This window comes from Bradyrhizobium sp. AUGA SZCCT0158 (genome assembly GCF_018130065.1).
In the GTDB taxonomy this organism is placed as follows: domain Bacteria; phylum Pseudomonadota; class Alphaproteobacteria; order Rhizobiales; family Xanthobacteraceae; genus Bradyrhizobium.
The window spans coordinates 105,431-130,475 of sequence record NZ_JAFCME010000017.1; the positions used below are offsets into that span (position 1 = coordinate 105,431).

Genomic DNA, 25,045 nt, shown 5'->3' on the forward strand with positions numbered 1-25,045 from the left:
CGAATTTTCCCAGCCGGGATCGGGCACGCTCCGCAATCCCTTATAGCCGCGCCCCCTGATAGGCCGCCTGCGTCTTCGGCAGCACGGGCACGCTACGCGAAGCGGGAGCAGATGGCGCCGGCGCCGCGCTTGCCACCGGCTTCGGCGGCTGCGGGTTGAAGATCGACGTCACCACGCGCTCGCGCAGCAACTCGCTCTGTTCGGGAAACCACATGCCCGAGGGACCTGCGCTGTTGGCGCGTTCGGCGAAGGCGGCGCTGAGGCCGAACTTCTCAAGGCGCGCCTGCTCGCGGGCAATCGAGATGCGCTGTTCGTTCGGGGTCATGCCGCGGAAGTAAGGCTGGTGGAAGCCGAGCCGTGCGTTCGCATGCAGATGGCGCTGCTTGCCGCCAAGGAACATGATGGTGCAGGCGGAAGCGCATTGATGGGTAACGTAGGTCGACAGGCCTCGCGCCTTGATCAGGTCGGAGATCTTCTGCGCCTCCGCGACGCGCCCGCCGTTCGAGTTCAGCCGCACGGTGCGCACATTGTCCAACGCCTTCAGAATGGTCTCGAACTCCTTCGCCGTGCCGAACGAGATACCTCCGGAGAAATCCAGCATGGTGCCGTTATTCAGCACCTTGAACTGGTGTGACGCGAGGCGCGCATCGCCGGCCGCGATCTCGTAGATGCCGAGGCCCTGCGGAATCGCGACGTAGTAGACACTGTAAACGAGGTGGAAAGCGCCGAGCGCCATGGTCGCCTTGGCGGCGGTGCCCCAGAAGCGCTTTCCTGTCTGTCGGTAGGCGATCGCCGCGCGCCAGACGCCGATCGCGCCCCAGATCGTGAACAGGATGACCGCGATCCAGGTCAGGCCGTGGGAGATCAGCCAGCGCACCGGCTGTTCGCCGACGCTTGGGTTGATCGCAGCGCCCAGAACGGCGGAGGCAAGTCCGAAGCTCGTGCCCAGCACCACATAATTGATCCAGTAGGAGCGCGGCAGCGAGAGTTCGCCGCGCCAGTGCCGCGCAATGACGTTCTGCGCCGGGCGCTTGGGCAGCGGCGGCGGCAACCGGGCCGGCACGATGAAGGTGAGCGGCGGCGGCACGCTGGCAACGGCCTGTTCGGCGCCGTGGATCGCGACGAAGTTTTCGCCGGGCTCGGCCGCCGGTGTCGCGTGCAGCGCGTTGCTCATCTGAGCGATCCCTGTCGTTGTCGGAGGCGGAGCATTCCCACCAGCCGTGCAAACAGGGATAAGAGAGGTCGCGGGGAGGGGCTGTGACGGATGTCACAATGCCAAACAGGTCAGGTCTTCAGCCGCGCGCCGCGATGATCGCGAGTGCGTCGGCGCCGCTGACCGGGCGATCGGACGGTAATTTCAGAAAATCCGCCGGCTCGCCCGTGATCGCCCGGTCGAGCATCGTGCGGTAACGGCGCCTGGAAAGTTCGACCGCGCCGAAGCTCTTCAAATGCTCCGTGACGTATTGCGTGTCGAGCAGCTCAAATCCTCCTGCGATCAGCCGCGCCACCAGATGCACCAGCGCCACCTTCGAGGCGTCTCTGGCGGTGTGGAACATGCTCTCGCCGAAGAAGGCGCGGCCGAGACTCACGCCATATAATCCGCCGACCAGATCGTCGTTCTGCCAGACCTCGACGCTGTGGCAGTGCCCGATCTGGTACAGTCCGACATAGAGATCGCGGATCCGCTTGTTGATCCAGGTGTCGTCACGCCCGGTCTGCGGCGCCGCGCAGCCCGCAATGACCGCCTTGAAAGCGGTGTCGACGGTGACGGTGAAGGCGTCCGAGCGCACGGTGCGCGCAAGCCGCGAGGCGATGCGAAAGCCGTCGAGCGGGATCACTCCGCGCATTTCCGGCTCGACCCAGAACAGGGTGGGGTCGTCGGCGCTTTCGGCCATCGGGAAGATCCCGCAGGCATAGGCGCGCAGCAGCACCTCGGGCGTGATTTCGGAAACGGCAGACTCGCGCGATGTCATGGCGGGAGAATAGCAGGGAGCCGGTGGCCTGTGCTATGCCTTGAAAAAAAGCGGCGGCACGGCCTGGATCCCGGGAAAGAAGAAGTACGGCCGCCGGAGGACTGGAGGAAAGAAAATGAACCGACGCCGCTTCCTGCAATACTCGATTTCAACCGCTGCAGCCGCCGTATTGGCTACCGCCTCACGCGCGCAGCAGTACCCATCAAAAATCATCCGTTTTCTTGTCGGATTCCCTCCGGGCGGCTCGGCCGATTTGACGATGCGCCAATTTGCACATCGCCTCGATGCAGTATTGGGCGCCAAGCATCTGATCGAGAACGTTCCTGGCGCATCTTCGACACTGGCGGCCGTGCAGGCCCTGCGCGCCGAACCGGATGGACATACGCTTTATCTCGGCTCGAACGTCGCCCAGGTGATCGCGCCGACGATGCTGAAATTATCGTATGATCCACTGACGGCGCTTGCGCCGATTTCCCAGGTTACAACGAATTCGAATCTCGTCGCCGTATCAGCCGGGTATGGCGTGAAGAACTGGGCAGAATTCCTGGCGAAAGCCAAGGGAGAGCGCGATGGGGTGTTCTATGGAACCTCCAACGTCGGCTTCCAGATCCCGGCCGTCCAGATCTCCAAGATCGCCGGGATCAAGCTTGTCAATATTCCCTTCAAGGGCGGCGCTGAAACCGTTACCGCGGTGCTGGGTGGCAACATTCCGATGATCATCGGAACGCCCCCATCGATCCTGCCGCATGTCAACTCAGGTGCACTTGTAGCGCTGTGCGCAACGAGCGCGGAGCGCTCCTCCGTCATGCCGGAAATTCCGGGAGCCAACGAAGTTGGCCTCAAGGGAATGGATTCGGTTGGGTGGTTTGGCCTCTTCGCACCCGCGAAGACCCCTGTTGCCGTCGTGACAAGGCTGCACGAGGCGATCCAATCGGTGATAGGGGACAAGTCGCTGCAACAGGCACTCAGCAAGGAAGGTTTGGAGCTGCGGGGCTCCGCGAGTCCGGAGCGCTTTGCGAGCTTCCAGAAGAAGGAGTTCGAAGAGACCGCAGCGATCATACGCGAGGCCGGACTTGCGCCGACCTAAAGCGTTTTCGAGCGAAGTGGATGCCCGGTTCGCGTGAAGAAAACGCGTCAAAATAAGAGTCTAGGCGCCGGGGCGCTTTCTTAGCAGGTCGCGGTTCAAATTCCGCAAAAGACATATTACCCGGCCGCGGCTTCATTCGGCCGCGGCGCGGGCTTGTTGACGCGGGCAAATCGCAGCACGATCTTGGTGCCGGCATGATCGGGATCGCGCGCGACGTCGGCTTCGAGCTTTGATGCCATGGCCGAGACGATGCGCTGTCCCATGCCGGTCGAACGCGGGTCGGCCTTGACGTTGAGGCCCACGCCGTCGTCGGTGATCGACAGCAGGAGTTCGTCGCCGAGAGGCTTGAGCTCGACGTGGATCGGGCCGGCGCCGTCGGGGTAGGCGTATTTGACGGCGTTCATGATCAGCTCGTTGACGATGATGCCGATCGCGACCGCACGATCGGGGTCGATCTCGATGGGCTCGGCCTTGAGCGTCAGCCGCGACATCCGATTGCCCTCGGCCGAGCGCCGCAGGTCCTCCAGCAGCGCTTCGAGATACTGGTTCAAGAGCACACTCTTCAGATCGTGCGAGGTGTAGAGCCGGCGATGGACCTGGGCGACCGCGGCGACGCGCCCCATCGCATTGGTGAGCGCCGCCTTGACGTCGTCCTGAACAGCGGAATTGGCCTGCAGGTGCAGCAGCGAGGCGATGATCTGCAGAGAGTTGCCGACGCGGTGATTGACTTCGCGCAGCAGCACCTCGCGCTCGGCGGCCAGCGCCGCGTAGCGGTCGCGCGAGGCGTGGACTTCGGCCTCGGCCTCGTCGCGGGCTCTTTGAATCTCCGCCTGCCGCAGCGCGCCGTTAACGGCGACCTGGAGCAGGGGAATGAACTCGCCCTGCACGTCCTTGACGAGATAGTCCGCCGCGCCCGCCTTCAGCGCGGTGACGGCAATCGCCGAATCCTGCGAGGCCGTGACGAACACCACCGGCGGCGCCCCCGGGATCGCCAGAATCCGTTCCAGCGTTTCGAGGCCGTCGAGACCCGGCATGTACTGGTCGAGCGCAATGGCGTCGATGCCGCCTTGCGCCAGACGGTCGAGGCCCTGCTGGCCATCGGCGGCATGCACCACCTTGAAGCCGAGCCGCGTCAGGCCGCGATCGACCAGCCGCGCCAACCCGGCGTCATCATCGATATACAGCAGTGTCGGCGTGGCTGTTGTCATGTGGCGGCTGGCGGTACCTGGATGACGGAAAAGAACAGGCCAAGCTGGCGAATGGCGTTGGCGAAGCTTTCGTAATTCACCGGCTTGGTGATGTACACGTTACAACCGAGGTCGTAGCAACGCTTTATTTCATGGGAATCGTCGGTCGTGGTCAGCACCACGACCGGGGTCGTCTTGAGATATTTGTTGTCCTTGACCTGCTTCAGGATATCGATGCCCGACGCGTCGGGCAGGTTGAGATCGAGCAGGATCAATAGCGCGTTGCCCTTGTGAACAAGGCCCGTTCCATCCTTGCCGAACAGGTACTTCAGCGCGGCTGTACCGCTGGTGAACGGGATGATCTCGTTGTTGACACCGGAACGGCGGATGTTCCGCTCGATCAGGCGGGCGTGGCCCTCGTCGTCCTCGATCATGATGATAGTGACTGGATTACTCATGACTGTGTGTTCCGGTTACGAATGGTCCAATTGATCGGCAGTGTAATCGTGAATGTGCTGCCGTTGTGAAGTTCCGAAGCGACCGACAGGGTTCCGCCGAGCCGCCGCACCAGCGCGCGGACGTGCGCAAGGCCGATGCCTTGCCCCGGTTTGTCCTGGGTTCCGGCGCGGCGGAACAGCTCGAAAATGCGCTGATGGTCCTTGGGGTCAATACCGCGCCCATTGTCGGTGATCTCGAAAATAGCAAAGCCGAGTTTGGTGCGGCCGCGCACCTGGATGTCGCCGGGAACGCCGGTCTTGAGGTATTTCAGTGCATTTTCGATCAGATTGGAGAAAATCTGCTCCAGCGCCAGGCGGTCGCTGACGATGTTCGGCAGCGGCTCGATGCGGATCTGGGCCTGGGCTTCAGCGGCCTGGTGCGCCACCGTCGCGACAATGCCCTCGATCAGTTCGCGGGTTTCGATCCGCACCGGTTCGAATTCGCGCCGGCCTTCGCGGGTGAGGTTGAGGATGGCCGAGATCAGCCGGTCCATCTTGGCGATCGAGGATTTGATGAAGCCCAGCGCCTCGGTGAAGTCTTCCGACAATTGCTTGTCGGGTCCTTCGAGGACGGGCTCGGCGCTATCGGTGGCGTTGTCAGCCGTCGCCGGCGCGGCCGATTGCGCGCGCGCCAGGGTCGCGATCCGCTTGAAGATGTCGCTGCGCAGTTCCTCGAGCTCGCTGGTAAAGCCCATGATGTTTACCAGCGGCGAGCGCAGATCGTGGCTGACGATATAGGCGAAGCGCTGGATCTCGTCATTGGCTTCGCGCAGATCGGCGGTGCGCTCGTCGATCGTGGTCTCGAGGTGGATATTGTTGTCGCGCAATTGGGTTTCGGCATCGTCGCGGGCGCGCGAGGAGCGGCGCACCAGGAAGATCGAGATGCCGGCGAGCGCGATCACGAGGCCGGAACCCGCCACCGTCACCGCCGAGGCCAGTTGTTGCGTGCGGTCCGCGGTCGCGGTGCGCAGGGCGAACAGCCGGTTCTCCTCGGCGCGCATCGCGTTGCTGAGGTCGCCGATCTTCTGGACGGCGTCGCTGTTGCCGGCCTCACGCAGCATCGCGATGCCGCCGGCGAGGTCGTTGCGTTTGACGAATGCGATGGCCTTGGCAAATTCGGCAAGCCGGGCTTCGACCGGCGGCCGCAGCCGCCGGGCGTTCTCGGCCTGGACCGGATTGTCCGAGGTTAGCCGGGTCAGCTTGTCGATATCGGGGAGGATGGTCGCGGTGGCGGACTCGTGCTCGGTCAGGAAGCGAGGCTCTGAGGTCAGGAGATAGCCGCGCGCCGAGCTTTCGGCGCGGCGGATCTGCAACAGCAACGTCGAAAGCTGGTTCTCGACCTCGACCGTATGCACGACCTTGCCGCTGTCCTTGCGGGCCTCATGAACGAGAATGACCGATAAGGCGCTGATCCCCACCAGCACCGAAAATCCCGCCGCAAGCAGCAGGATTTGCCCCAAAGCGCGGCGGCGCTGGGCTTTAGTGTTCACAATGATCTCGCGTCATGAACAAACGAAACAAACCGCCCCTGCCAGACAGGCCCCCAATACCGCTCAACGCCCAGGGGGAACGATTGGTTCCACGGGCAAAAGGGGCCGGTTCAGGGCGTTACTCAGGAAGTCTTGGTCTTTTCGGCCTGGCCGGCGAGATACTGCTCCAGCCAATGGATGTGGTAGTCGCCGTCGATGATACCGGGCTCGCGGACCAGGGCGCGGAACAGCGGCAGGGTGGTCTCGATACCTTCGACCACCATCTCGTCCAGCGCGCGGCGCAGCCGCATCAGGCATTCGCCGCGGGTCTTGCCGTGAACGATCAGCTTGCCGACCAGCGAGTCGTAATAGGGCGGGATGACGTAACCCTGATAGACGGCGGAATCGATCCGGACGCCGAGGCCGCCGGGTGGATGGAATTGCGTGATCTTGCCCGGCGAGGGACGAAACGTCTGCGGATTTTCCGCATTGATGCGGCATTCGATGGCGTGGCCGATGATGGCGATCTCGTCCTGCGTCGCCGGCAGGTCGCCGCCGGCGGCGATGCGGATCTGTTCCAGCACGAGGTCGATATCGGTGATGCTTTCGGTGACGGGATGCTCGACCTGGATGCGGGTGTTCATTTCGATGAAATAGAACTCGCCGTCCTCGTACAGAAACTCGATGGTGCCGACACCGAGATATTTCATGTCCTGCATCGCCTTGGCGCAGGTGGCGCCGATCTTGGCGCGTGCGGCGGCAGAGAGAACCGGTGAGGGGCCTTCTTCCCAGACCTTCTGGTGACGGCGCTGCAGCGAACAGTCGCGTTCGCCGAGATGGATGGCGCCGCCGCGGCCGTCGCCCAGCACCTGGATCTCGATGTGGCGCGGCCTGGTCAGATATTTCTCGAGATAGACCGAAGCGTCGCCGAACGCGGATTTGGCCTCGTTGGAGGCGGTCGAGAGCGCCATCAACAGCTCATCGGCCGTGTGCGCGACTTTCATGCCGCGTCCGCCGCCGCCGGCAGCGGCTTTGACCAGCACCGGAAACCCGATCGCCTTGCCGATCGCCATCGCGTCGTCTTCGGGGCCGACCGCGCCATCGGAGCCGGGCACCACGGGAATGCCGAGCTTCTTGGCGGTCTTCTTGGCTTCGATCTTGTCGCCCATCAGGCGGATGTGCTCGGCTTTCGGGCCGATGAAATGCAGATTGTGCTCGGCGAGGATTTCGGCGAAGCGGGCGTTCTCGGACAGGAAGCCGTAGCCGGGATGCACCGCATCGGCGCCGGTGATCTCGCAGGCCGCGAGCAGCGAGGGGATGTTGAGATAGCTGTCTTTTGACGGCGGCGGCCCGATGCAGACGCTTTCGTCGGCAAGCCGCACATGCATCGCGTCGGCGTCGGCGGTGGAATGCACGGCGACCGTGGAGATGCCGAGTTCCTTGCACGCACGCAGCACGCGAAGGGCGATCTCGCCGCGATTGGCTATCAGGATCTTGTCGAACATCGCAGCGCCTGACGTTGACGGATTCTATTCAATGATCACCAACGGCTCGCCGAATTCGACCGGTTGGCCGTCCTCGACGAGAATCTGCGTCACGGTGCCCGCGCGCGGCGATGGAATCTGGTTCATCGTCTTCATGGCTTCGATGATCAGCAGGGTCTGTCCCACCGACACCTTGGTGCCGACCTCGATGAACGGCTTGGCGCCGGGTTCGGGCGCCGAGTAGGCGGTGCCGACCATCGGCGAGGGGACGGCGCCGGGATGTTTGGCCAGATCGGCGATCGCCGCCGGGGTCACGTTGGCGGCCGGTGCCCCGTGCGCCGACGGGGCCTGCTGGTAATTGCCCGGCATCGAAGCTGTGACGGTGATGTTGCGCGCCACGCGCACCCGCAGGCCGGCGCGCTCGATCTCGATTTCGGTGAGGCTGGTTTCGTCCAGCAGCAACGCCAGTTCGCGGATCAGCGCACTGTCGTCGCTCTTGAAATTTGCGGCTGATTTGTTGTCAGGCTTGCTAGCCATATGCGGGGTCCGGAATTCTCTGGGGGATGACGGCTGAGGCGCCAGGCTTTTGATTATCAGGCTTTTGCCTTGACGCCGATTTTGGCGGCAAGGCCGTTGATTGCGAGCCGGTAACCGTCGATCCCGAACCCGCACAGCGATGCGAAGGCGGCTTTGGCCGTGAACGAATGGTGCCGGAAACTCTCGCGAGCGTGAATATTGCTGATGTGCACTTCAACGGTCGGGATTTTCACTCCGACCAGCGCGTCGTGCAGCGCGATCGAGGTGTGGGAATAGCCGCCGGCATTGATGATGATGCCGACCGTTTTCTTGGCGCGGGCCTCATGGATGAAATCAATCAGCTCGCCTTCGCGGTTGGACTGCCGGCAATCGGCCACAAGGCCGAATTGAGCGGCCGCCTCCGCGCACAATTTCTCGACATCGGCGAGGGTGGCATGGCCATAGGTCTCGGGCTCGCGCGTCCCCAACAAATTGAGGTTCGGGCCGTTGAGTACAAGGATTGTCGGTTGGGCCATCCGGATTCCAGCAAAGGGGGGCGGGTAGATCGCGGGGGGTTATAGGTAACAACGCGGCCAAGGGGAAGCCTGATGGGGGTTTTGAACACCCTTCAAGCGCCTCAACCGGTTCGTAAAAAGGCCTATGGAACCTACGGAAATCACTCATTAACCAAGGTTAAAGAGCGCGAAGTCCCGACGCAAAAGGGGCGGGCATTGCTGCCCACCCCCCAATTGCCGTCACTGCGAAGGACGTTAGCCCTCGATGATGTAGACGATCTCATGCGTCTGCGGGCGCACGATCACATAGCGGCCTTTGACCAGGATGACCTGATAGCCGCGCCATTCCGGATAGATCTCGACGATCCGCGGCGGAAGCGGATAGAAGGTGACCGAGCTCGGAACCCGCGTGCCAACCGAGATATTGAAGTTGACGTTGGTGGTTTCCCGGATGCTCGTCTCCGACTTGATGGCGGTTGTGATCTGCGAGCGCTTTTCAGCCGGAGGTGCTGCGGTTGCCGAAGTCGCGGCGTTGCCGGTGGTGGCGCCCGACTTGCTGTCGGTCTGGGCCGTGCCGGTCTTGCTGTCCGCCGCACCCTTGCTGTCGGTTGCGCTCTTGGAGTCCATGCCGGTCTTGCTGTCGCGGCCCTCGGCCTTCATGTCCTTGCCGCCCTTGGGTTCGGTCTCGGAGCGCATGCTCTTCTCACCGGCGGGCGACTTGGTGTCCTGAGCGCTCTTGCTCGACGGCATCTTCTCGTTGGATTCCGCGCCCTTTGCGCCCTTCATGTCGGAAGCGCCGCCGCTGTCGCGCTGCATCGTGCCCGACCCGGCTCCGCCCGGTGACGGCGCGGTCTGCTGGGTCGCGGGACCAGCCGACGGCGACTCTTTGCTCATGCCGGTGCCCTGCGCATTTGCAAAGCCCGTTCCGGCGATCAGTGCCGCGACGGCGGCTGAAATCAGAAAACGATTAGACATAGAATTCTCCTCACGTGGATGCATTGCCCGCACCGACAACGAAAGGAGATGTGCGATGTTCCTGCCCAATCGCGGTTCCATCAGATTAGTTTGATGAATGCGGGGTGAATTTGAAACTCAACTTGGCAAGACGCGTTTTCTTGACCCGAACCGTTGCCCCCCGCATCAAGTTCGGGGCAGGCGTTCGCTCGAAAACGCTGTTAACCGCAGGCCCAGTCGAACTCCATCGTTTCGAGATCGAGCTGAGCGTTGCCGCCGCCGAAATTGAAGCCGCCGAAATGCTCTTCGATTTCGAGATAGGTCGCGCTGTACTTCGGCGTCCATTGGCAGGGAAACATCGTGCCGCCGAGATGATTGCGCCCGGACAGCCGCTCCAGTTCGAACCGCTCGGCGCCCTTGCTGTAGGGCGCGATGTAATCGCCGAGTTCATCCTTGTGCAACAGCTTGTCGCGCGGCGGACGGCCGACATTGGGATCGCCGTCACGCACCGCGACCGCAATGCCGTAGGCGTGGTGGCCGATCTCGGGCACGCGCCCGAACAGCCGGTACCAGTACTTGTTGGCGATCTCATCGACGCTGTCATAGCTGGCGATCTGAAGATCGAAAGCCGCGCGCGCCGAACCGCTCTCAAGCCAAGGCGGCGCCGGATTCGCTTGCAGCAGCGCGTTGCCGGCGAGGCGAGGGGGCTGACACAGCGGTCCTGCGAACTCGGCTTCCGTCAACCAGATCGCTGCGAAATTGTGGTCGATGACGTCTTTCATCCGGAATTCCATCCGGTGCCGATTCTGCTTGTAGAGCCAGAACGGCAACAGATCGGGATCGGCCGGACGGTCCGATGCCTCCGACGTGAGATATTCGGCGATCGTCTCGACTTCGCTCGGCTCGTCATGCTGCTGATCGGCGAACATCGTGAGCGCGACATAGTCCGCGCCTTTGGTGCGATACTGCTCGGGCAGCTTCAGCGTGAAGCAGGGCTGCATCGGAAAGCCGTCATACGGGCTGAGCGGCCATTGGCTCTCGCTAATTCCGGGCGGCAGGCCGTAGCACCAGCCGTGATCGGTATTGGTCCCGCGGGCGGGCGCGGTCTTGAGGAGTTCGAGGTCGTAGGCGGTGGTTGGCGGCGTCAGGCTCATGCGGGGGTCCTGTTGGTGCGAGCCCTCTTAGTGCCTGGTAGCGTCGCCGCGGTTCAGCCGCAGCAGGCATGCGGCAAAAAAAATCCGGCTGCGATGCAGCCGGATTTTGTCCGTCGAATGATACAGGGCGTTTGGCTTCAGCAGGTCGCCTTGCCGCAGCGGGCGATGCTGATCTTTTCCTTGAGGCTTTCGACGCCGACCGCGCCGATCACGACCTGCTTGCCGATCACATAGCTCGGGGTGCCGTTCATGCCCATGGCCTCGGCGAGCTTCATGTTCTCCTCGAGGGTGGCGCGGATTTCGGGGCTTGCCAGATCCTTTTCGAGCCTGGCCATGTCGAGGCCGGCTTCCTTGGCGACCGCAAGCGCGCGGGCCTTGTCGGCGGCACCGCGGCCGGTGAGCAGCTTCTGGTGGAAGTCGAGATATTTCTTTCCGGTCGGATCCTGCATCCGCACCGCGACCCCGACCTGGGCGGCTTCGACTGAACCTGTGCTCAGCACCGGGAATTCCTTGAGCACGACCTTCAGCTTGGGATCGCCCTTCATCAATTCCATCATGTCGAGCATCGCGCGCTTGCAGTAGCCGCAATTGTAATCGAAGAACTCGACGAAGGTGACGTCGCCGTCCTTGTTGCCGAGCGTCACGTTGCGCGGCGAGTTGAAGATCGCATTGGCGTTCTTGGCGATGCTGGCCTGATGCTTCTCGGCTTCGGCGGCGGACTGGCGCCTGGTCAGTTCGGCCATCGCCTCTTCCAGCACCTCGGGATGGGCGATCAGGTACTCCCGGACGATGTTCTCGATGTCTTTGCGCTGGACATCGGAGAAGCTCTGCGCGGAAGCCGGCAGCGACGCGCCGCACAGGGCGATCGCGAACAGGGCGGAAGCAAGGTAACGGAGCAAAGGCATCGGTAAATCCTTGGGTGGCGAGTTCCGGGCCGTTCTCATGAAGGCCGGCACTTGGAATACGCTTGGTGTCCAGGTTCGGTTGTCGTGCAACTCAGTTTATTTCCGGTAGCGGCGCTAGTTGCTTCTTTGGCCGGGAAGCGGTTTGGCGCTCACAATATCGTCAGCTTTGACCCATCCCGGGGTCCCGATCGCGAACCGCGTCTTGGCCCGCGAGGCGAGGTCGCGCGCGGTCTTGTTGTCGCCGCGGAGGTACGCGGCCTGGGCCGATGCCAGATCGGCCTGCGCGTAGTCGCCCTTGCGGCCATAGGCCATCGCGAGCTGCATGTAGCCGATCGGGGCTTCGGTCTCGCGCGCCAGCGCCGCGCGCAGGATGGCGATCGCCTCTTCAGTGTAGGCCTTGTTGTCGGACGCCACCAGCGCCTGCCCAAGCAGCATCTCGATGAGCGGGGCGTTGTTGGAAAGCTGTACCGCCTTGCGCAGCGGCGCGATGGCCTCGGCCGGCTTGCCGCCTTCCAGCAAAGCCTGTCCGCGGAGTTCGTAGAAATAGGCATTGGCCGGTTGCAGCTGGATCAGGCTGTCGATCTGGGCCAGCGCGCTGCGCAGGTCGCCATGCAGATAGGTGGTGATGGCGCGCGCATAACGCGCGGGCACGCCGGTGTTGGACAGCGGATAGCGCCGGAAGACGGTGTCCTGCCGCTCCATGAAGCCGGAGATCTTGGCGCGCACCATGTCGTGGCGCATTTGCAGGGCGGGGTCGTCCTTCTTGTCCCAATAGGGGCTGGAACGGGCGAGCTCTTCCAAGGCGCGGACGCGCTCGGCCGGCATCGGGTGCGACTGCACGTAGGGGTCGGCGCCGCGCGCCGCGAACAGGCTCTCATCGGAGAAGCGCTTGAAGGTCTCAAACATGCCGCGGGCCGACTGGCCGGTGGCATTGAGGAATTTCACCCCGGCCTTGTCGGCGTTTTCCTCCTGCTGCCGTACATAGGAAAGCAGAGTGCGCTTGATCACCTCGGCGGGTGCCGACATCGCGGCGGCGCCGGCATTGGCCAGCCCGCTGTTGCCGCCACCGCGCGAGCCCGCCACCATGGCGCCGGCGCCGAGCAGCATGGCGATGATCATCTGGGTCTGCGCGTCCGCCAGCCGCTCGCGAAGTTTTGAGAGGTGACCGCCGGCCAGATGGCCGGTCTCGTGCGCGAGCACGCCGATGATCTGGTTCGGTGTCTCCGATTGCATCATCGCGCCGTAGTTGACGAAGATGCGGCGGCCGTCGGCAACGAAAGCGTTGAAGACGCCTTCGTTGATGATCACCATCTGGATGTTCTGCTTCTCCATGCCGGCGGCGCGCAGGATCGGCCTTGTGTAGTCGCGCAGCAATTGCTCCGACTCGGTGTCGCGCAGCACCGGGGGGCCCTTGTTCTGGGCCGCCGCGAGCGTCGGCGTCATGACAAGCGCGGCCGCCGTGGCGAGGGCGGTCAGTTTCAGCGTCGTTTTGCGGTGCGCGAGGCGGAACAACATGAAGCGATCTATTGGGCGTTGGCGGCGGAACTGGCGGTCAATCGGCGCTCGGGCCGAGCAGCCCTGATTAGATCAGAACCGAACGCCAGTCTCTTGTTTTGACGCTTTTTTCTTCCCGCGGACCAGTATCCACTTGGCTTGAAAGCGCTATAAGGAGCCACCGAATACGGCCAGTCTGGGGCGGTAACGGGTGCCGGAACTCGAAATCGGCGCGAACCGATCAAATTGCAGATAGCGATGCTCGAATCGACTCTTAGGGACGCTGCGAACACCCTGCTAACGGCTTCCAGCCGGAGCGATGTTCCACCTTTCATGGTGATGGACGTGATGGCGGCGGCGGCCCGCATCGAGGCGGCCGGCGGCCACGTCATTCACATGGAGGTCGGCCAGCCGGCAGCGCCCGCTCCAAAGACCGCGCTGGCGGCGGCGCGTCTCGCGCTCGACGACGGCCGGATTGATTATACCTCCGCGCTCGGCATTCCCTCGCTGCGGGCGCGCATCGCCCGGCACTACCGCGATACTTACGGTTGTAGCGTTGATCCTGAGCGGATCGTGGTCACCACGGGCTCGTCGGGCGGCTTCATCCTGGCCTTTCTTGCGATGTTCGAACCGGGCGACCGCGTGGCGGTGAGCGTGCCCGGTTATCCGCCGTACCGGCACATCCTCACCGCGCTCGGCTGCGAGTCGGTGCTGATCGAGACCACGAGCGCGACACGCCACGCGCTGACCGGCGAAGCCTTGCTGGCGGCGCATCGCAAGACGCCCCTCAAGGGCGTGCTGGTCGGCAGTCCCGCCAATCCGACGGGAACCATGATGTCGCGGGAGGCGCTCACCAGCCTGATGGCGGCGGCCGAGAGCGCCGGCATTCGCTTCATCTCGGACGAGATCTATCACGGTCTCGATTACGCGTTCCCGGCGGTGTCGGCCGCCGAGTTGTCGCCGCAGGCGCTGGTAATCAATTCATTCTCGAAATATTTCTGCATGACCGGCTGGCGCGTCGGCTGGATGGTGGTGCCGGAGCCGCTGGTGCGGCCGATCGAACGTTTGCAGCAGAACCTGTCGATCTCGGTGCCGACGCTGTCGCAGATCGCAGCCGAGGCCGCGTTCGAGGGGGCGGCGGAAATGGAAGCGATCAAGCGCGGCTATCAGGAGAACCGCCGCATCCTGATCGATGGATTGCCGAAGGCCGGCCTGACCAATTTCCTGCCGGCCGACGGCGCGTTCTATCTCTATGCCGACGTCTCGCAGTTCACATCCGACAGCTTTGAATTCGCCAGCCGGATGCTGGAGAAAGCCCACGTCGCGGCGACGCCGGGCGTCGATTTCGACCCGATCCATGGACGCGCCTTCGTGCGCTTCTCCTATGCGCGCTCTTCCGACGAGATGCGCGAAGCCGTGAGCCGCATCGCGAAGTGGCTCGGGTAGGGCGCATCAGCCACCATCACTCATCCATATCTGCCATCTAGATCGGGGAACCATCTTGTCCGACACATCTCAGCCTGTCGCTGCACCGCATTTTCCGCTCGCCGCCGTTCTGTGGCCGCATCCTGCAGATCGCTCCGGTCTGTTGCGCGGCGCGATCCTGGTTGCATTGGGAACCGCGTTGCTGACCCTGTCGGCAAAGGTCAATCTGCCTTTGCCCTACGTGCCGATGACGCTGCAGACGCTGGTCGTATTGATGATCGGGGCGGCCTATGGCTGGCGCCTCGGCAGCGCAACCATCGTGGCCTATCTCGCCGAAGGCGCGATCGGATTTCCGGTATTCGCGGGCCCCACCGGCGGTCTTGCGCCGTTGCTCGGTCCCACGGCCGGATATCTCTACGGCTTCGTGGCGGCGGCCTTCGTCACGGGATGGCTGAGCGAGCGTGGCTGGGATCGGTCAGTACCCCTGCTTTTCGTCGCCATGGGACTCGGCCACGTCATCATTCTTGCGGCCGGGTTTGCCTGGCTGGCATTTGGCATCAAGCTCGGCGTTGAAAAGGCGTGGCTGGTTGGAATAGCGCCGTTCGTCGCGGCGTCGCTGATCAAGAACGCGCTCGGCGCTACGCTCATGCCTTTGTTGCGGCGCCCATTCGACCGCCGCTGACCGATCCCGTTCGGACCCCGCAGCAATGCCCCTGATTTCCGCTGGCTGAAATAATTTGGCTGTGCTAGCGGGCGGAGGTGTGGCAGAACGCCGCAGGTCGAACGGGAATATACGTCATGGCGGCAACGATTGCGGCTGACGCGCCGGTGCGCGCAGGCAAGGCCTGGTACAAAATCCTCTACGTCCAGGTGCTGATCGCCATCGTGCTCGGCGCGCTGGTCGGCTGGCTGTGGCCGACGCTCGCGACCAACGACTGGATCAAGGCGCTCGGCGACGGCTTCATCAAGCTGATCAAGATGGTGATCGCGCCGATCATCTTCTGCACAGTGGTGTCGGGCATCGCCCATATCCAGGACGCCAAGAAGGTCGGCCGCATCGGCATCAAGGCGCTGATCTATTTCGAAATCGTCTCGACCTTTGCGCTGGTGATCGGGGTGTTCGTCGGCAATCTGGTCAGGCCGGGCCACGGCTTCGGCGGCGCGATGGCTGACGCGGCCAAGGTCGCCGGTTTTGCCAAACAGGCCGAGGCCCAGAAGTCCGTCGATTTCTTCCTGCACATCATTCCCGACACCGTCGTCGGCGCGTTCGCGCAGGGTGAAATCCTGCAGGTGCTGCTGTTTTCGATCCTGTTCGGCTTTTCGCTGATGGCGCTTGGCAAGCGGGGCCATACCATGCGTTCCTTCATCGACGACGCCGCGCACGCGGTGTTCGGCGTGATCGCAATCGTGATGCGGGCCGCGCCGATCGGCGCGTTCGGCGCCATGGCCTACACGATCGGCAAGTTCGGCACCGGCGCCATCGTGAACCTGATCGGGCTGATCGCGACCTTCTATCTCACGGCGGCGCTGTTCGTCCTGGTCGTGCTCGGCACCATCGCGCGCATGGTCGGATTCTCGATTCTCAAGTTTCTGTCCTACATCAAGGACGAACTCCTGATCGTGCTCGGCACCTCGTCGTCCGAAAGCGCGCTTCCGTCGCTGATGGAAAAGCTGGAGCGGCTCGGCTGTTCCAAGTCGGTCGTCGGCCTCGTGGTGCCGACCGGCTACTCGTTCAACCTCGACGGCACCAACATCTACATGACGCTGGCGACGCTGTTCATCGCGCAGGCGCTCGGTTTCGATCTCACGATAGGCCAGCAGATTACTATCCTGCTGGTGGCGATGCTGACCTCGAAGGGCGCCTCGGGCATCACAGGTGCGGGCTTTATCACGCTGGCGGCGACGCTCGCCGTGGTCGATCCGCGGCTGGTGCCCGGCATGGCGATCGTGCTCGGCATCGACAAGTTCATGAGCGAGTGCCGCGCGCTGACCAACCTCTGCGGCAACGGCGTCGCCTGCGTCGTGGTGTCGTGGTGGGAGGGCGAACTCGATCAAGAGAAGCTGCACGCCAATCTCAACAGGCAGATCGATCCGACCGACATGGAGACGGCGCTGACGACCGATTGACGATCGCTTTTTTGAGGATCGCGTTGTTGCAACAAAAAACCGCCCGGTGTTGCCGGGCGGTTTTTCCGTTTGAATTCAGGTCGTCCTTACTCGCCGCTGCCGAAACGCCGTGACCACCAGCCGGCCTTGCGCGGCGCGGCTTCGCTGGCCGCGGCAGGCGCGGGTTCAACAGGCGCGGGAGCAGGGGCCGTTGCCGCCGGCTCCGCCTCGCTATGGCTGACGGCCGGTGCGGGCTCGGACGGGGCGCTGGTCAGGAACGAGACTTTTTCGCGCACGGTCGAACGCCGCCGCGCGGCGGCCCGGTCGGCCTCCTGTGCGGTTTCCTCGGGCGTCGGCGTCGGCGCGCTGCTGACGGTTTCGGGCGAGGCGTGTTCGGCGGGCTGCCACTGCGGTTGCGGCGGCTGCGAAACGGGCTCGGGTTCGACCAATGTCGGCGCCGGCTCGGCCGAGGGGCCGTCGAAATCGGCAACCGCGCTGGCGACTTCCGAAACCGGGGTCGGTCCGAGTTCGTCCGAGATCGATCCGGCGAGACCATCTTCCGGTCCGCTGCCACGCCGGCGGCGTCCACCGCGACGTCCGCGACGGCGCGGGCGGCGCTCGCCGTTTGGTCCCTGTTCGCCGCGCGCAACGGCACCCTGTTCGTCGCCCTCGTCGTCGTCGGCTTCGCCGTCGTCGGCAACCGTGACCGCGCCATCAGCGCTTTCGGGTGCAACGCGCAGGGCGTCATTGTCGTCGCGCGGGGCTGCCCCTTCACGCGGCTCGCCACGGCCGCGGCGGCGCCGGCGGCGCTTGCGGCGGTGGCCGTCGGCTTCGCTTTCACCGGCGACTTCTTCGCCGCCGGCGGCTTCCTCGGTCAGGCCTTCGGTCTCTTCGGTCTCGACTTCACCTTCGATGTCGAACGGCTCTTCGTCGTCATAGGCTTCCTCGACTTGGGACGGGAACGCCGCGGCCTGCGCCGCCAGCAAGGCCTTGGCGGCTTCCAGCGTGTGCACCTGTTCGCCGCGATCGATGATGAACGATTGCTGGCCGGCCACCGTGGGATCGGCAACGATCGCAAGCGTGACCTTGAAGGCGTTTTCGAGATCGCGCAGATGTCCGCGCTTGTGGTTGAGGACGTAGAGCGCGACGTCGGTGCGGGTGCGCACCACCAGATTGTGGGTCGCGCCCTTCATCAGAATTTCTTCGATGCCGCGCAGCAATTGCAGCGCCACCGACGACACCGAGCGGACATGGCCGCTGCCGCCGCAATGCGCGCAGGGCTCGGTCGAACTCTCCAGCACGCTGGCGCGGATGCGCTGGCGCGACATTTCCAACAGGCCGAAATGCGAGATGCGGCCGACCTGGATGCGGGCGCGGTCCTGCCGCAGGCAGTCGCTCAGCTTGCGCTCGACCGCGCGGTTGTTGCGCTTCTCGTCCATGTCGATGAAGTCGATGACGATCAGGCCGGCAAGATCGCGCAGACGCAGCTGCCGCGCGACTTCCTCTGAGGCTTCGAGGTTGGTCTTGAGCGCGGTGTCCTCGATGTGGTGCTCGCGGGTCGATCGGCCGGAGTTGACGTCGATCGAGACCAAAGCTTCGGTCTGGTTGATGACGATGTAGCCGCCCGAGCGCAATTGCACCGTCGGCGAGAACATCGCATCGAGCTGGCTCTCGACGCCCATCCTTGAGAACAGCGGCTGGCCGTCGCGATATTGCCGGACCGCCCGCACGTTCGAGGGCATCAGCATCTTCATGAAGTCGCGGGCTTCATCGTAGCCGGCCTGGCCGGCGACCTGGATTTCGTCGATTTCCTTGTTGTAGAGGTCGCGCAGCGAGCGCTTGATCAGCGAGCCTTCCTCGTAGACCAGCGTCGGGGCCTGCGACTTCAGCGTCATGTCGCGCACGGTTTCCCACATGCGGATCAGATATTCGAAGTCGCGCTTGATTTCGGGCTTGGTGCGCGAGGCGCCGGCGGTGCGCAGGATGATGCCCATGCCCTCGGGCACGTCGAGATCCTGCACCACTTCCTTGAGCCGCGAACGGTCCTGGGCCGAGGTGATCTTGCGGCTGATGCCGCCGCCGCGGGCGGTGTTGGGCATCAGCACGGCGTAACGGCCGGCCAATGACAGATAGGTGGTCAGCGCCGCGCCCTTGTTGCCGCGCTCTTCCTTGACGACCTGCACCAGCATGACCTGGCGGCGCTTGATGACTTCCTGGATCTTGTACTGGCGGCGCGGACGGAAGGCGCGCTCCGGCACTTCCTCGAGCACATCGTCGCCACCGACGGATTCGACGACTTCCTCTTCGGCATCGTCGCCATCGTCTTCATCATCGTCGTCTTGCTCGTCGCCTTCCGGCGCGGGGGCACGATCCTCGTGGGAGGCGGCGGCGTATTCCTCGCCGGCATACTCGGCGCGCGGCGCGTCATCGGCATGGGCGGCGTTTTCGAGCGCGTGTTCGTCGCCGTGCCGTGCATCATGCGCCGGCTCGTCGTGATGCGCATGAACCTCGTGGCTTTCGGCGCTGGCCGTTACCTCTGCCGGCGCGGCGACGGCCTCAACCGGTGCCGCATCGGATTGGAATGAAGCTACCGGGGCTTCGGCCGCGGCATGATCAGGGGTGTTATCCTGGACGTGTTCTTGGACGCGATCTTGGGCGTGCTCTTGGACGTGGTCTTCCTGGGGGCGACCCTGTTCATGCGAATGATCGTCGTGATCATGCGCAACATACCCATGATCGTGGCCGTGGTCGGCTGTATCGGCGGGATGGTGATCGCCATCATGGGCGCGGGCTTCGTCGGGGTGTGCGCCTTCATGCAAGCGCTGCGCCTCGCCCTCATAGGGCTGGGCGGCCTGCGCCGGATCGATCGCGGCGTTGTCGACGACGTCACTCTGGACCCGTTCGCCATGGCCGCGGCGGCGGGCGTTGCGGTGGCGCGAACGGCCGCGGTGACGGTTGGAGGAGCGGTTCTCGCTCTCTTCCTCGGCCTCGCGATGGGCGCGTTCGTCGGCCTCGATCAGCGCCTGCCGGTCGGCGACCGGGATCTGGTAATAGTCGGGATGGATTTCGCTGAAGGCCAGGAAGCCGTGGCGGTTGCCGCCATATTCGATGAAGGCCGCCTGCAGTGACGGCTCTACGCGCGTGACCTTGGCGAGGTAGATATTGCCGCGCAGTTGTTTGCGCTGGGCGGTCTCGAAATCAAATTCTTCGACGCGATTGCCGCGGACCACGACGACCCGGGTCTCTTCCGGGTGGGTGGCATCGATCAACATCTTGTTGGGCATTTTGGAGCTCTTGACGGCGGCGGGCGCGGTGCATGGCGCGCGCATATTGCGCGGCCCGGTGACGCGACGGTCCACCTGATTCGGGGGTGAGGGGAAGGCCAAAACGCAAACCTTGGCGCCGCGCCGAACGGGGAGCCACCGGAACAAAACGACGTGCGAAGCTTTCGCTTCGCGTCGGCGCGATCGTTCGGTGGATCCTGGTCGGCAACACAGTCTGGCGCATCAAGCGTCGGCCCGTCTGAACATGTTGGCGGCAAAATTGACCGCCGTGTCTATCGCTGAAGGCCCGGCGCGGCGCATTCGCGCTCGCCGGCCATCGCATATCGGACCATTTTGGGGTCCAGATAATCAGTTCTGCCGTGTCTCAAACCGTCCCTGGAGCAAGATAGTACCTTGCAAGTTAGTACCTGGGATCGGACGCCGCTCGGGCTCGAAACCGCCTCTCCGTGTCAGCCGCGCGCAGCGCTGGCTGGTGGAGGGATCGGGAAAGACGCAGGTCCCTTCGACTTGGAAGGTTCCGGCGCTGCACCGGGAGGCTGAACGCGACACAACCGGGAGTATTAGCCGTCAGCACCTCGTACATACGTGGATTGCCCGCCGGGTGCAAGGGAGCGTCAGGGAGCGTCAAGGCAGCGTCAAGGCAGCGTCGCAGCACGGCAACACTCATCCCTTTTCGCTTTTCGACCCTTAAGCTTCGATTAACCCTGTGGTTCTAATGCGGTAAGAGGGCTGCCTTGGAGGCGTCGAATCGTTGGCTAACCGCGCAAATCACCGGGTTTTGCTGGGGTGCGGCCTGTTGTGCGCCGCAGCATTGGCGTGTGCCAATTTCATCACCCCGAGCGCTGCGCAGGGGCCTTCGCCTGGACCCGCTGCGGCAAGCGCCTCGAATTTTCCGGTGGCCTCCGATGCAAGGCTGGCCGGCGACAGCAAACAAACCCGCTTCGTCCTCGATCTCGACAGGCCGATCCAGTTTCGCGCCTTTGCGCTGGCCGATCCCTATCGCGTGGTCGTCGATATTCCCCAGGTCAGCTTCAAGCTGGCCGCGGGCACCGGCAGCACGGGGCGCGGGCTGGTCAAGGCGTTCCGCTATGGCCTCGTCATGCCGGGCGGTTCGCGAATCGTGTTTGACCTGACGGGACCGGCCAAGGTCGCCAAATCCTATGTGCTGGAAGCGGCCAACGACCAGCCGCCGCGGCTGGTGCTGGAGCTGGAAGAGGTGGACCGGACCGCCTTCGTGCAATTGCTGGCGCCCGAGAATCGCCCCGAACTGAGGCCGGCGATTGCTTCCGCCAATGCCGCGGTCGGTCCGGACGATGCGCCGGCGGCGGCAAAGCCCGCGCAGGCGCAGGATACCCGACCCCTGATCGTGATCGATCCCGGCCATGGCGGCATCGACAACGGCACCCAGGCCGGCGGCGAGATGGAAAAGAATCTGGTGCTGGGATTTGGCCTCGCGCTGCGCGATCGCATCGAGAAATCAGGCAAATACCGCGTCGTCATGACCCGTACGGACGATACGTTCATTCCACTGAACGACCGCGTGAAGGTCGCGCGCACCCAGTCGGCCGCACTGTTCGTCTCGATCCATGCCGACGCCCTGCCGCGCCGGGAGGGCGATGCCCACGGCGCCACCATCTACACCTTGTCCGACAAGGCCTCCGACGCTGAAGCCGAGCGGCTGGCCGAGGCCGAGAACAAGTCGGACGCCATTGGCGGCGTCAATCTCACCGACGAGCCGACCGAAGTCGCCGACATCCTGATCGACCTCGCGCAGCGCGAGACCCGAACGTTTTCAAACCGGTTCGCCCGCATCTTGATGGGCGAGATGAAGACCACGGTGCGGATGCACAAGCACCCGTTGAAATCCGCCGGCTTCCGCGTCTTGAAGGCGCCGGACGTGCCCTCGGTGCTGGTCGAACTCGGCTATGTCTCGAACAAGGGCGACCTCGAGCTCCTGATGTCGGAGAACTGGCGGAACAAGACCGTCGGATCGATGGCGCAGGCGATTGATGCATTTTTCGCCAAACGGCTGGCAACCGCCGGACCCGGCAAATGAAAAGCCGTATGAAAATGCTGATTAAATGCACGCGATGCTGTGAAGGAAGCCCTAGTTTGGCCACAGCGGCAGCGGTATAGAAAACTACCGCAGGGTCTTCGGAATCGGCCATTATTGTCCGTCGGCCCCTTTATTGTTGGTACGCGCAACGACGGGTCCGTCGGGCGAGGGCTTGAGCGCTTCGATTTGCGCTTGGATTTTGATGGCAAGGCAGACGCCGCAAGTCACGGCGCAAGGGTTGGAACGGAACTTCGATCATGCGCTTGCTGGTGCGGTTTTTGGGATTCTTGTTCGCTGCCGGAACCGTGGTGTTCCTGGTGGGCGTCGCCGGCGTCGCCGGCGCGATCTGGCATTTCTCCAAGGACTTGCCGGATTATTCGCAGCTTCAGGATTATGAACCGCCTGTGATGACGCGCGTGCACGCCTCAGACGGCGCGCTGCTCGGCGAGTATTCCAAGGAGCGCCGACTCTATCTGCCTATCCAGGCGGTGCCGAAACTCGTCATCAACGCGTTCCTCGCCGCCGAAGACAAGAACTTCTACGAGCATGGCGGCATCGACTTCACCGGCATGGCGCGCGCGGCGGTGCTGTATGCGCAGAACTACGGCTCCAACCGCCGGCCGCAGGGTGCGTCGACCATCACCCAGCAGGTCGCAAAGAACTTCCTGTTGACCAATGAGGTCTCCTTCGCCCGCAAGATCAAGGAAGCCTTGCTGGCGATGCGTATCGAGCGCGCCTATTCGAAGGATCGCATCCTCGAACTCTATCTCAATGAAATCTATCTCGGCCTCGGCGCCTACGGCATCGCGGCGGCGTCGCTGGTCTATTTCGACAAGTCGGTGAACGAGCTTACGATCTCGGAAGCCTCGTATCTGGCGGCGCTGCCGAAAGCGCCGGCGGCGCTGCATCCGGTGCGCAACCGCGACCGCGCGATCGAACGCCGTAACTACGTCGTCGATCGTCTCGTCGAAAACGGCTGGATCAAGCAGGCCGATGCCGACAAGGCGCGCAAGGATCAACTCCTGGTCACCAGCCGCGGTACCGGCGCGCATATCTTCGCCGGCGAGTATTTCGCCGAGGAAGTCCGGCGCGACATCTTCGAACGTTACGGCGAAAAGAAGCTCTATGAAGGTGGCCTCTCGGTCCGGGCGACGCTCGACCCGAAGATGCAGGTGATGGCGCGCAAGACCATGGCGGCCGGCATGGTCAATTACGATGAGGCGCAGGGCTGGCGGGGTGCGCCAAGCAAGCTCGACATTACCGGCGATTGGGGCGTGAAGCTGGCCGACGTCAAGGCGCTGAGCGATATCTCGCCCTGGCGGATGGCTGTGGTGCTGGAGACCAGCGACCAGTCGGCCCGGGTCGGTTTCCAGCCCGGACGCGAGCTCGGCGGCGCCGTCGCCAAGCAACGGCAGACCGGCATCATCACCATCGATGGCGTCAAATGGGCCAAGGCGGCGTCGGGGCCGACCAAGGGCAGAACGCCGACATCGGTCGCGCAAGTGCTCGCACCGGGCGACGTGATTTATGTCGATCCGCTGTTCGGCAAGGACGGCAATCCGGTGGAGGGGCAGTATCGCCTGCGCCAATTGCCTGAAGTGTCGGGTGCGATGGTGGCAATGGATCCCTGGACCGGCCGCGTGCTGGCCATGGTCGGCGGATTCTCGTTCGACCAGAGCCAGTTCAACCGCGCGACGCAGGCGTACCGGCAGCCGGGTTCCTCGTTCAAACCGCTGGTCTATTCAGCGGCCATGGACAATGGCTACACGCCGTCGACCGTGGTGGTCGACGCGCCGATTGAAATCGATCAGGGGCAGGGCGCCGGCGTCTGGCGCCCGGAAAACTATTCGTCCGGCAAGTACAACGGTCCGGTGACGCTGCGCAATGCGCTGCGGCAGTCGCTCAACACGGTGACGGTGCGGCTGGCGCAGGACATCGGCATGCCCCTGATTGGCGAATATTCGCGGCGCTTCGGCGTTTACGACGAACTGCCGAACTATCTGTCCTATTCGCTTGGCGCCGGCGAAACCACGGTCATGCGCATGGTCACGGCCTATTCGATGTTCGCCAATGGCGGCCGCCGCGTGAAGCCGACTTTGATCGATCGCATCCAGGACCGCTACGGGCACACCATCTACAAGCATGACGCGCGCGAATGCCGCGGCTGCGACGCGCCCGGCGGCTGGAAGAATCAGCCCGAACCGCAACTGGTCGACCGCCGCGAGCAGGTGCTCGATCCGATGACGGCCTATCAGATCACCTCGATGATGGAGTATGTCGTGCAGGCCGGCACCGCGACTGTCGTGAAGGAAGTCGGCAAGCCGATCGCCGGCAAGACCGGAACCACCAACGATGCGAAGGACGCTTGGTTCATCGGCTTCTCGCCGGACCTCGTGGTCGGCATCTATGTCGGCTACGACAAGCCGCGCACCCTCGGTGGCAAGGCGACCGGCGGTGCGCTGGCCGCGCCGATCGCACGCGACTTCCTCAAGCTCGCGCTCGCCGACAAGGCCGCGATCCCGTTCAAGGTGCCGGCCGGAATCAAGCTGGTTCGCGTCGATGCCAAGAGCGGCATGCGCGCAGGTCCCGGCGAAGGTGGCCGGACCATCCTGGAAGCCTTCAAGCCGGGTACCGCGCCGCCGGACAATTACTCCGTCATTGGCGTGGCCGATGCCGACGGGCGCGCCCCGCAGGGATATCAGGGCGGATATCAGGGGGGATACCAGTCGCCCGACTCTGGCCACATCATGCGGCCCGGCGGGCTGTACTAGGCTCGTTGGTGTGAAGAAACCGCTTGGGACCGAACCCCAGGCGGATTGCGCTTTGTAAGAGACGCCGCTACATCCCTGCGAACACTAACTCTATATCTTGACGCGTTTTCTTCACGCGAACCAGTACCCACTTCGCTTGAAAACGCTATATTAGCGGTTTGCACCGCA

At 63.7% G+C, this 25,045-nt stretch carries 19 protein-coding genes; 6 read left to right on the forward strand and 13 right to left on the reverse strand.

Annotation, left to right across the window (positions count from 1 at the left end):
* Window positions 1-40: 40 nt before the first annotated feature.
* Window positions 41-1,174: an ATP-dependent Clp protease proteolytic subunit gene (locus JQ574_RS23695; protein WP_212206677.1), complete on the reverse strand. Its 1,134-nt coding sequence runs from the start codon at window positions 1,172-1,174 to the stop codon at window positions 41-43.
* 118 nt (window positions 1,175-1,292) lie between these two features.
* A complete protein-coding gene (aat, locus tag JQ574_RS23700) occupies window positions 1,293-1,973 on the reverse strand; it encodes a leucyl/phenylalanyl-tRNA--protein transferase (RefSeq protein ID WP_212206679.1) in 681 nt (226 codons plus the stop codon).
* A 115-nt stretch (window positions 1,974-2,088) separates the two neighbouring features.
* On the opposite strand from aat, the gene JQ574_RS23705 reads away from it, so the two are divergent.
* A complete protein-coding gene (locus JQ574_RS23705; RefSeq protein ID WP_212206681.1) occupies window positions 2,089-3,060 on the forward strand; it encodes a tripartite tricarboxylate transporter substrate binding protein in 972 nt (323 codons plus the stop codon).
* Window positions 3,061-3,176: 116 nt separating this feature from the next.
* On the opposite strand, the gene JQ574_RS23710 is transcribed toward JQ574_RS23705, so the two are convergent.
* The 10 genes from JQ574_RS23710 to JQ574_RS23755 form a co-directional block, all read right to left on the reverse strand.
* On the reverse strand, window positions 3,177-4,268 hold the full coding sequence (locus tag JQ574_RS23710) for a sensor histidine kinase (RefSeq protein ID WP_212206689.1): 1,092 nt from the start codon (window positions 4,266-4,268) through the stop codon (window positions 3,177-3,179).
* On the reverse strand, window positions 4,265-4,705 hold the full coding sequence (locus JQ574_RS23715; RefSeq protein WP_212206692.1) for a response regulator: 441 nt from the start codon (window positions 4,703-4,705) through the stop codon (window positions 4,265-4,267). The genes JQ574_RS23710 and JQ574_RS23715 overlap by 4 nt, the downstream gene beginning before the upstream one ends.
* Complete coding sequence (locus JQ574_RS23720) at window positions 4,702-6,234, reverse strand: CHASE3 domain-containing protein (RefSeq protein WP_212206694.1); 1,533 nt, start codon at window positions 6,232-6,234, stop codon at window positions 4,702-4,704. Before JQ574_RS23720 ends, JQ574_RS23715 begins: the two co-directional genes overlap by 4 nt.
* A gap of 122 nt (window positions 6,235-6,356) precedes the next feature.
* The gene (accC, locus tag JQ574_RS23725) at window positions 6,357-7,718 is read right to left on the reverse strand and encodes an acetyl-CoA carboxylase biotin carboxylase subunit (RefSeq protein WP_212206696.1); all 1,362 of its coding nucleotides are present in this window, start codon (window positions 7,716-7,718) and stop codon (window positions 6,357-6,359) included.
* A gap of 24 nt (window positions 7,719-7,742) precedes the next feature.
* Complete coding sequence (gene accB / locus JQ574_RS23730) at window positions 7,743-8,234, reverse strand: acetyl-CoA carboxylase biotin carboxyl carrier protein (RefSeq protein ID WP_212206698.1); 492 nt, start codon at window positions 8,232-8,234, stop codon at window positions 7,743-7,745.
* A gap of 56 nt (window positions 8,235-8,290) precedes the next feature.
* Window positions 8,291-8,749, reverse strand: a complete 459-nt coding sequence (gene aroQ, locus JQ574_RS23735; RefSeq protein ID WP_212206707.1) for a type II 3-dehydroquinate dehydratase — start codon at window positions 8,747-8,749, stop codon at window positions 8,291-8,293.
* A 234-nt stretch (window positions 8,750-8,983) separates the two neighbouring features.
* Window positions 8,984-9,703 carry a DUF1236 domain-containing protein gene (locus JQ574_RS23740; protein WP_212206716.1) on the reverse strand — a complete coding sequence of 240 codons (720 nt, stop codon included), beginning with the start codon at window positions 9,701-9,703 and terminating at the stop codon, window positions 8,984-8,986.
* A gap of 200 nt (window positions 9,704-9,903) precedes the next feature.
* On the reverse strand, window positions 9,904-10,836 hold the full coding sequence (locus tag JQ574_RS23745; RefSeq protein ID WP_212206718.1) for a hypothetical protein: 933 nt from the start codon (window positions 10,834-10,836) through the stop codon (window positions 9,904-9,906).
* A 137-nt stretch (window positions 10,837-10,973) separates the two neighbouring features.
* The gene (locus tag JQ574_RS23750) at window positions 10,974-11,741 is read right to left on the reverse strand and encodes a DsbA family protein (RefSeq protein WP_212206720.1); all 768 of its coding nucleotides are present in this window, start codon (window positions 11,739-11,741) and stop codon (window positions 10,974-10,976) included.
* A gap of 114 nt (window positions 11,742-11,855) precedes the next feature.
* The gene (locus tag JQ574_RS23755; protein WP_212206722.1) at window positions 11,856-13,256 is read right to left on the reverse strand and encodes a M48 family metalloprotease; all 1,401 of its coding nucleotides are present in this window, start codon (window positions 13,254-13,256) and stop codon (window positions 11,856-11,858) included.
* A gap of 237 nt (window positions 13,257-13,493) precedes the next feature.
* Here JQ574_RS23755 and JQ574_RS23760 point away from each other — a divergent pair, with 237 nt between their 5' ends.
* The 3 genes from JQ574_RS23760 (at window position 13,494) to JQ574_RS23770 (ending at window position 16,787) form a co-directional block, all read left to right on the forward strand.
* The gene (locus JQ574_RS23760) at window positions 13,494-14,681 is read left to right on the forward strand and encodes a pyridoxal phosphate-dependent aminotransferase (RefSeq protein ID WP_212206724.1); all 1,188 of its coding nucleotides are present in this window, start codon (window positions 13,494-13,496) and stop codon (window positions 14,679-14,681) included.
* A gap of 109 nt (window positions 14,682-14,790) precedes the next feature.
* Window positions 14,791-15,342 carry a biotin transporter BioY gene (locus tag JQ574_RS23765; protein WP_249119548.1) on the forward strand — a complete coding sequence of 184 codons (552 nt, stop codon included), beginning with the start codon at window positions 14,791-14,793 and terminating at the stop codon, window positions 15,340-15,342.
* Between the two features lie 116 nt (window positions 15,343-15,458).
* Complete coding sequence (locus JQ574_RS23770) at window positions 15,459-16,787, forward strand: dicarboxylate/amino acid:cation symporter (protein ID WP_212206728.1); 1,329 nt, start codon at window positions 15,459-15,461, stop codon at window positions 16,785-16,787.
* A gap of 86 nt (window positions 16,788-16,873) precedes the next feature.
* Here the strand turns inward: JQ574_RS23770 and JQ574_RS23775 are convergent, their stop codons facing one another.
* Complete coding sequence (locus tag JQ574_RS23775) at window positions 16,874-20,050, reverse strand: ribonuclease E/G (protein ID WP_212206730.1); 3,177 nt, start codon at window positions 20,048-20,050, stop codon at window positions 16,874-16,876.
* A gap of 751 nt (window positions 20,051-20,801) precedes the next feature.
* On the opposite strand from JQ574_RS23775, the gene JQ574_RS23780 reads away from it, so the two are divergent.
* Window positions 20,802-22,106: an N-acetylmuramoyl-L-alanine amidase gene (locus JQ574_RS23780; RefSeq protein WP_212206732.1), complete on the forward strand. Its 1,305-nt coding sequence runs from the start codon at window positions 20,802-20,804 to the stop codon at window positions 22,104-22,106.
* Window positions 22,107-22,363: 257 nt separating this feature from the next.
* On the forward strand, window positions 22,364-24,877 hold the full coding sequence (locus tag JQ574_RS23785; RefSeq protein WP_212206734.1) for a penicillin-binding protein 1A: 2,514 nt from the start codon (window positions 22,364-22,366) through the stop codon (window positions 24,875-24,877).
* Window positions 24,878-25,045: the final 168 nt, after the last annotated feature.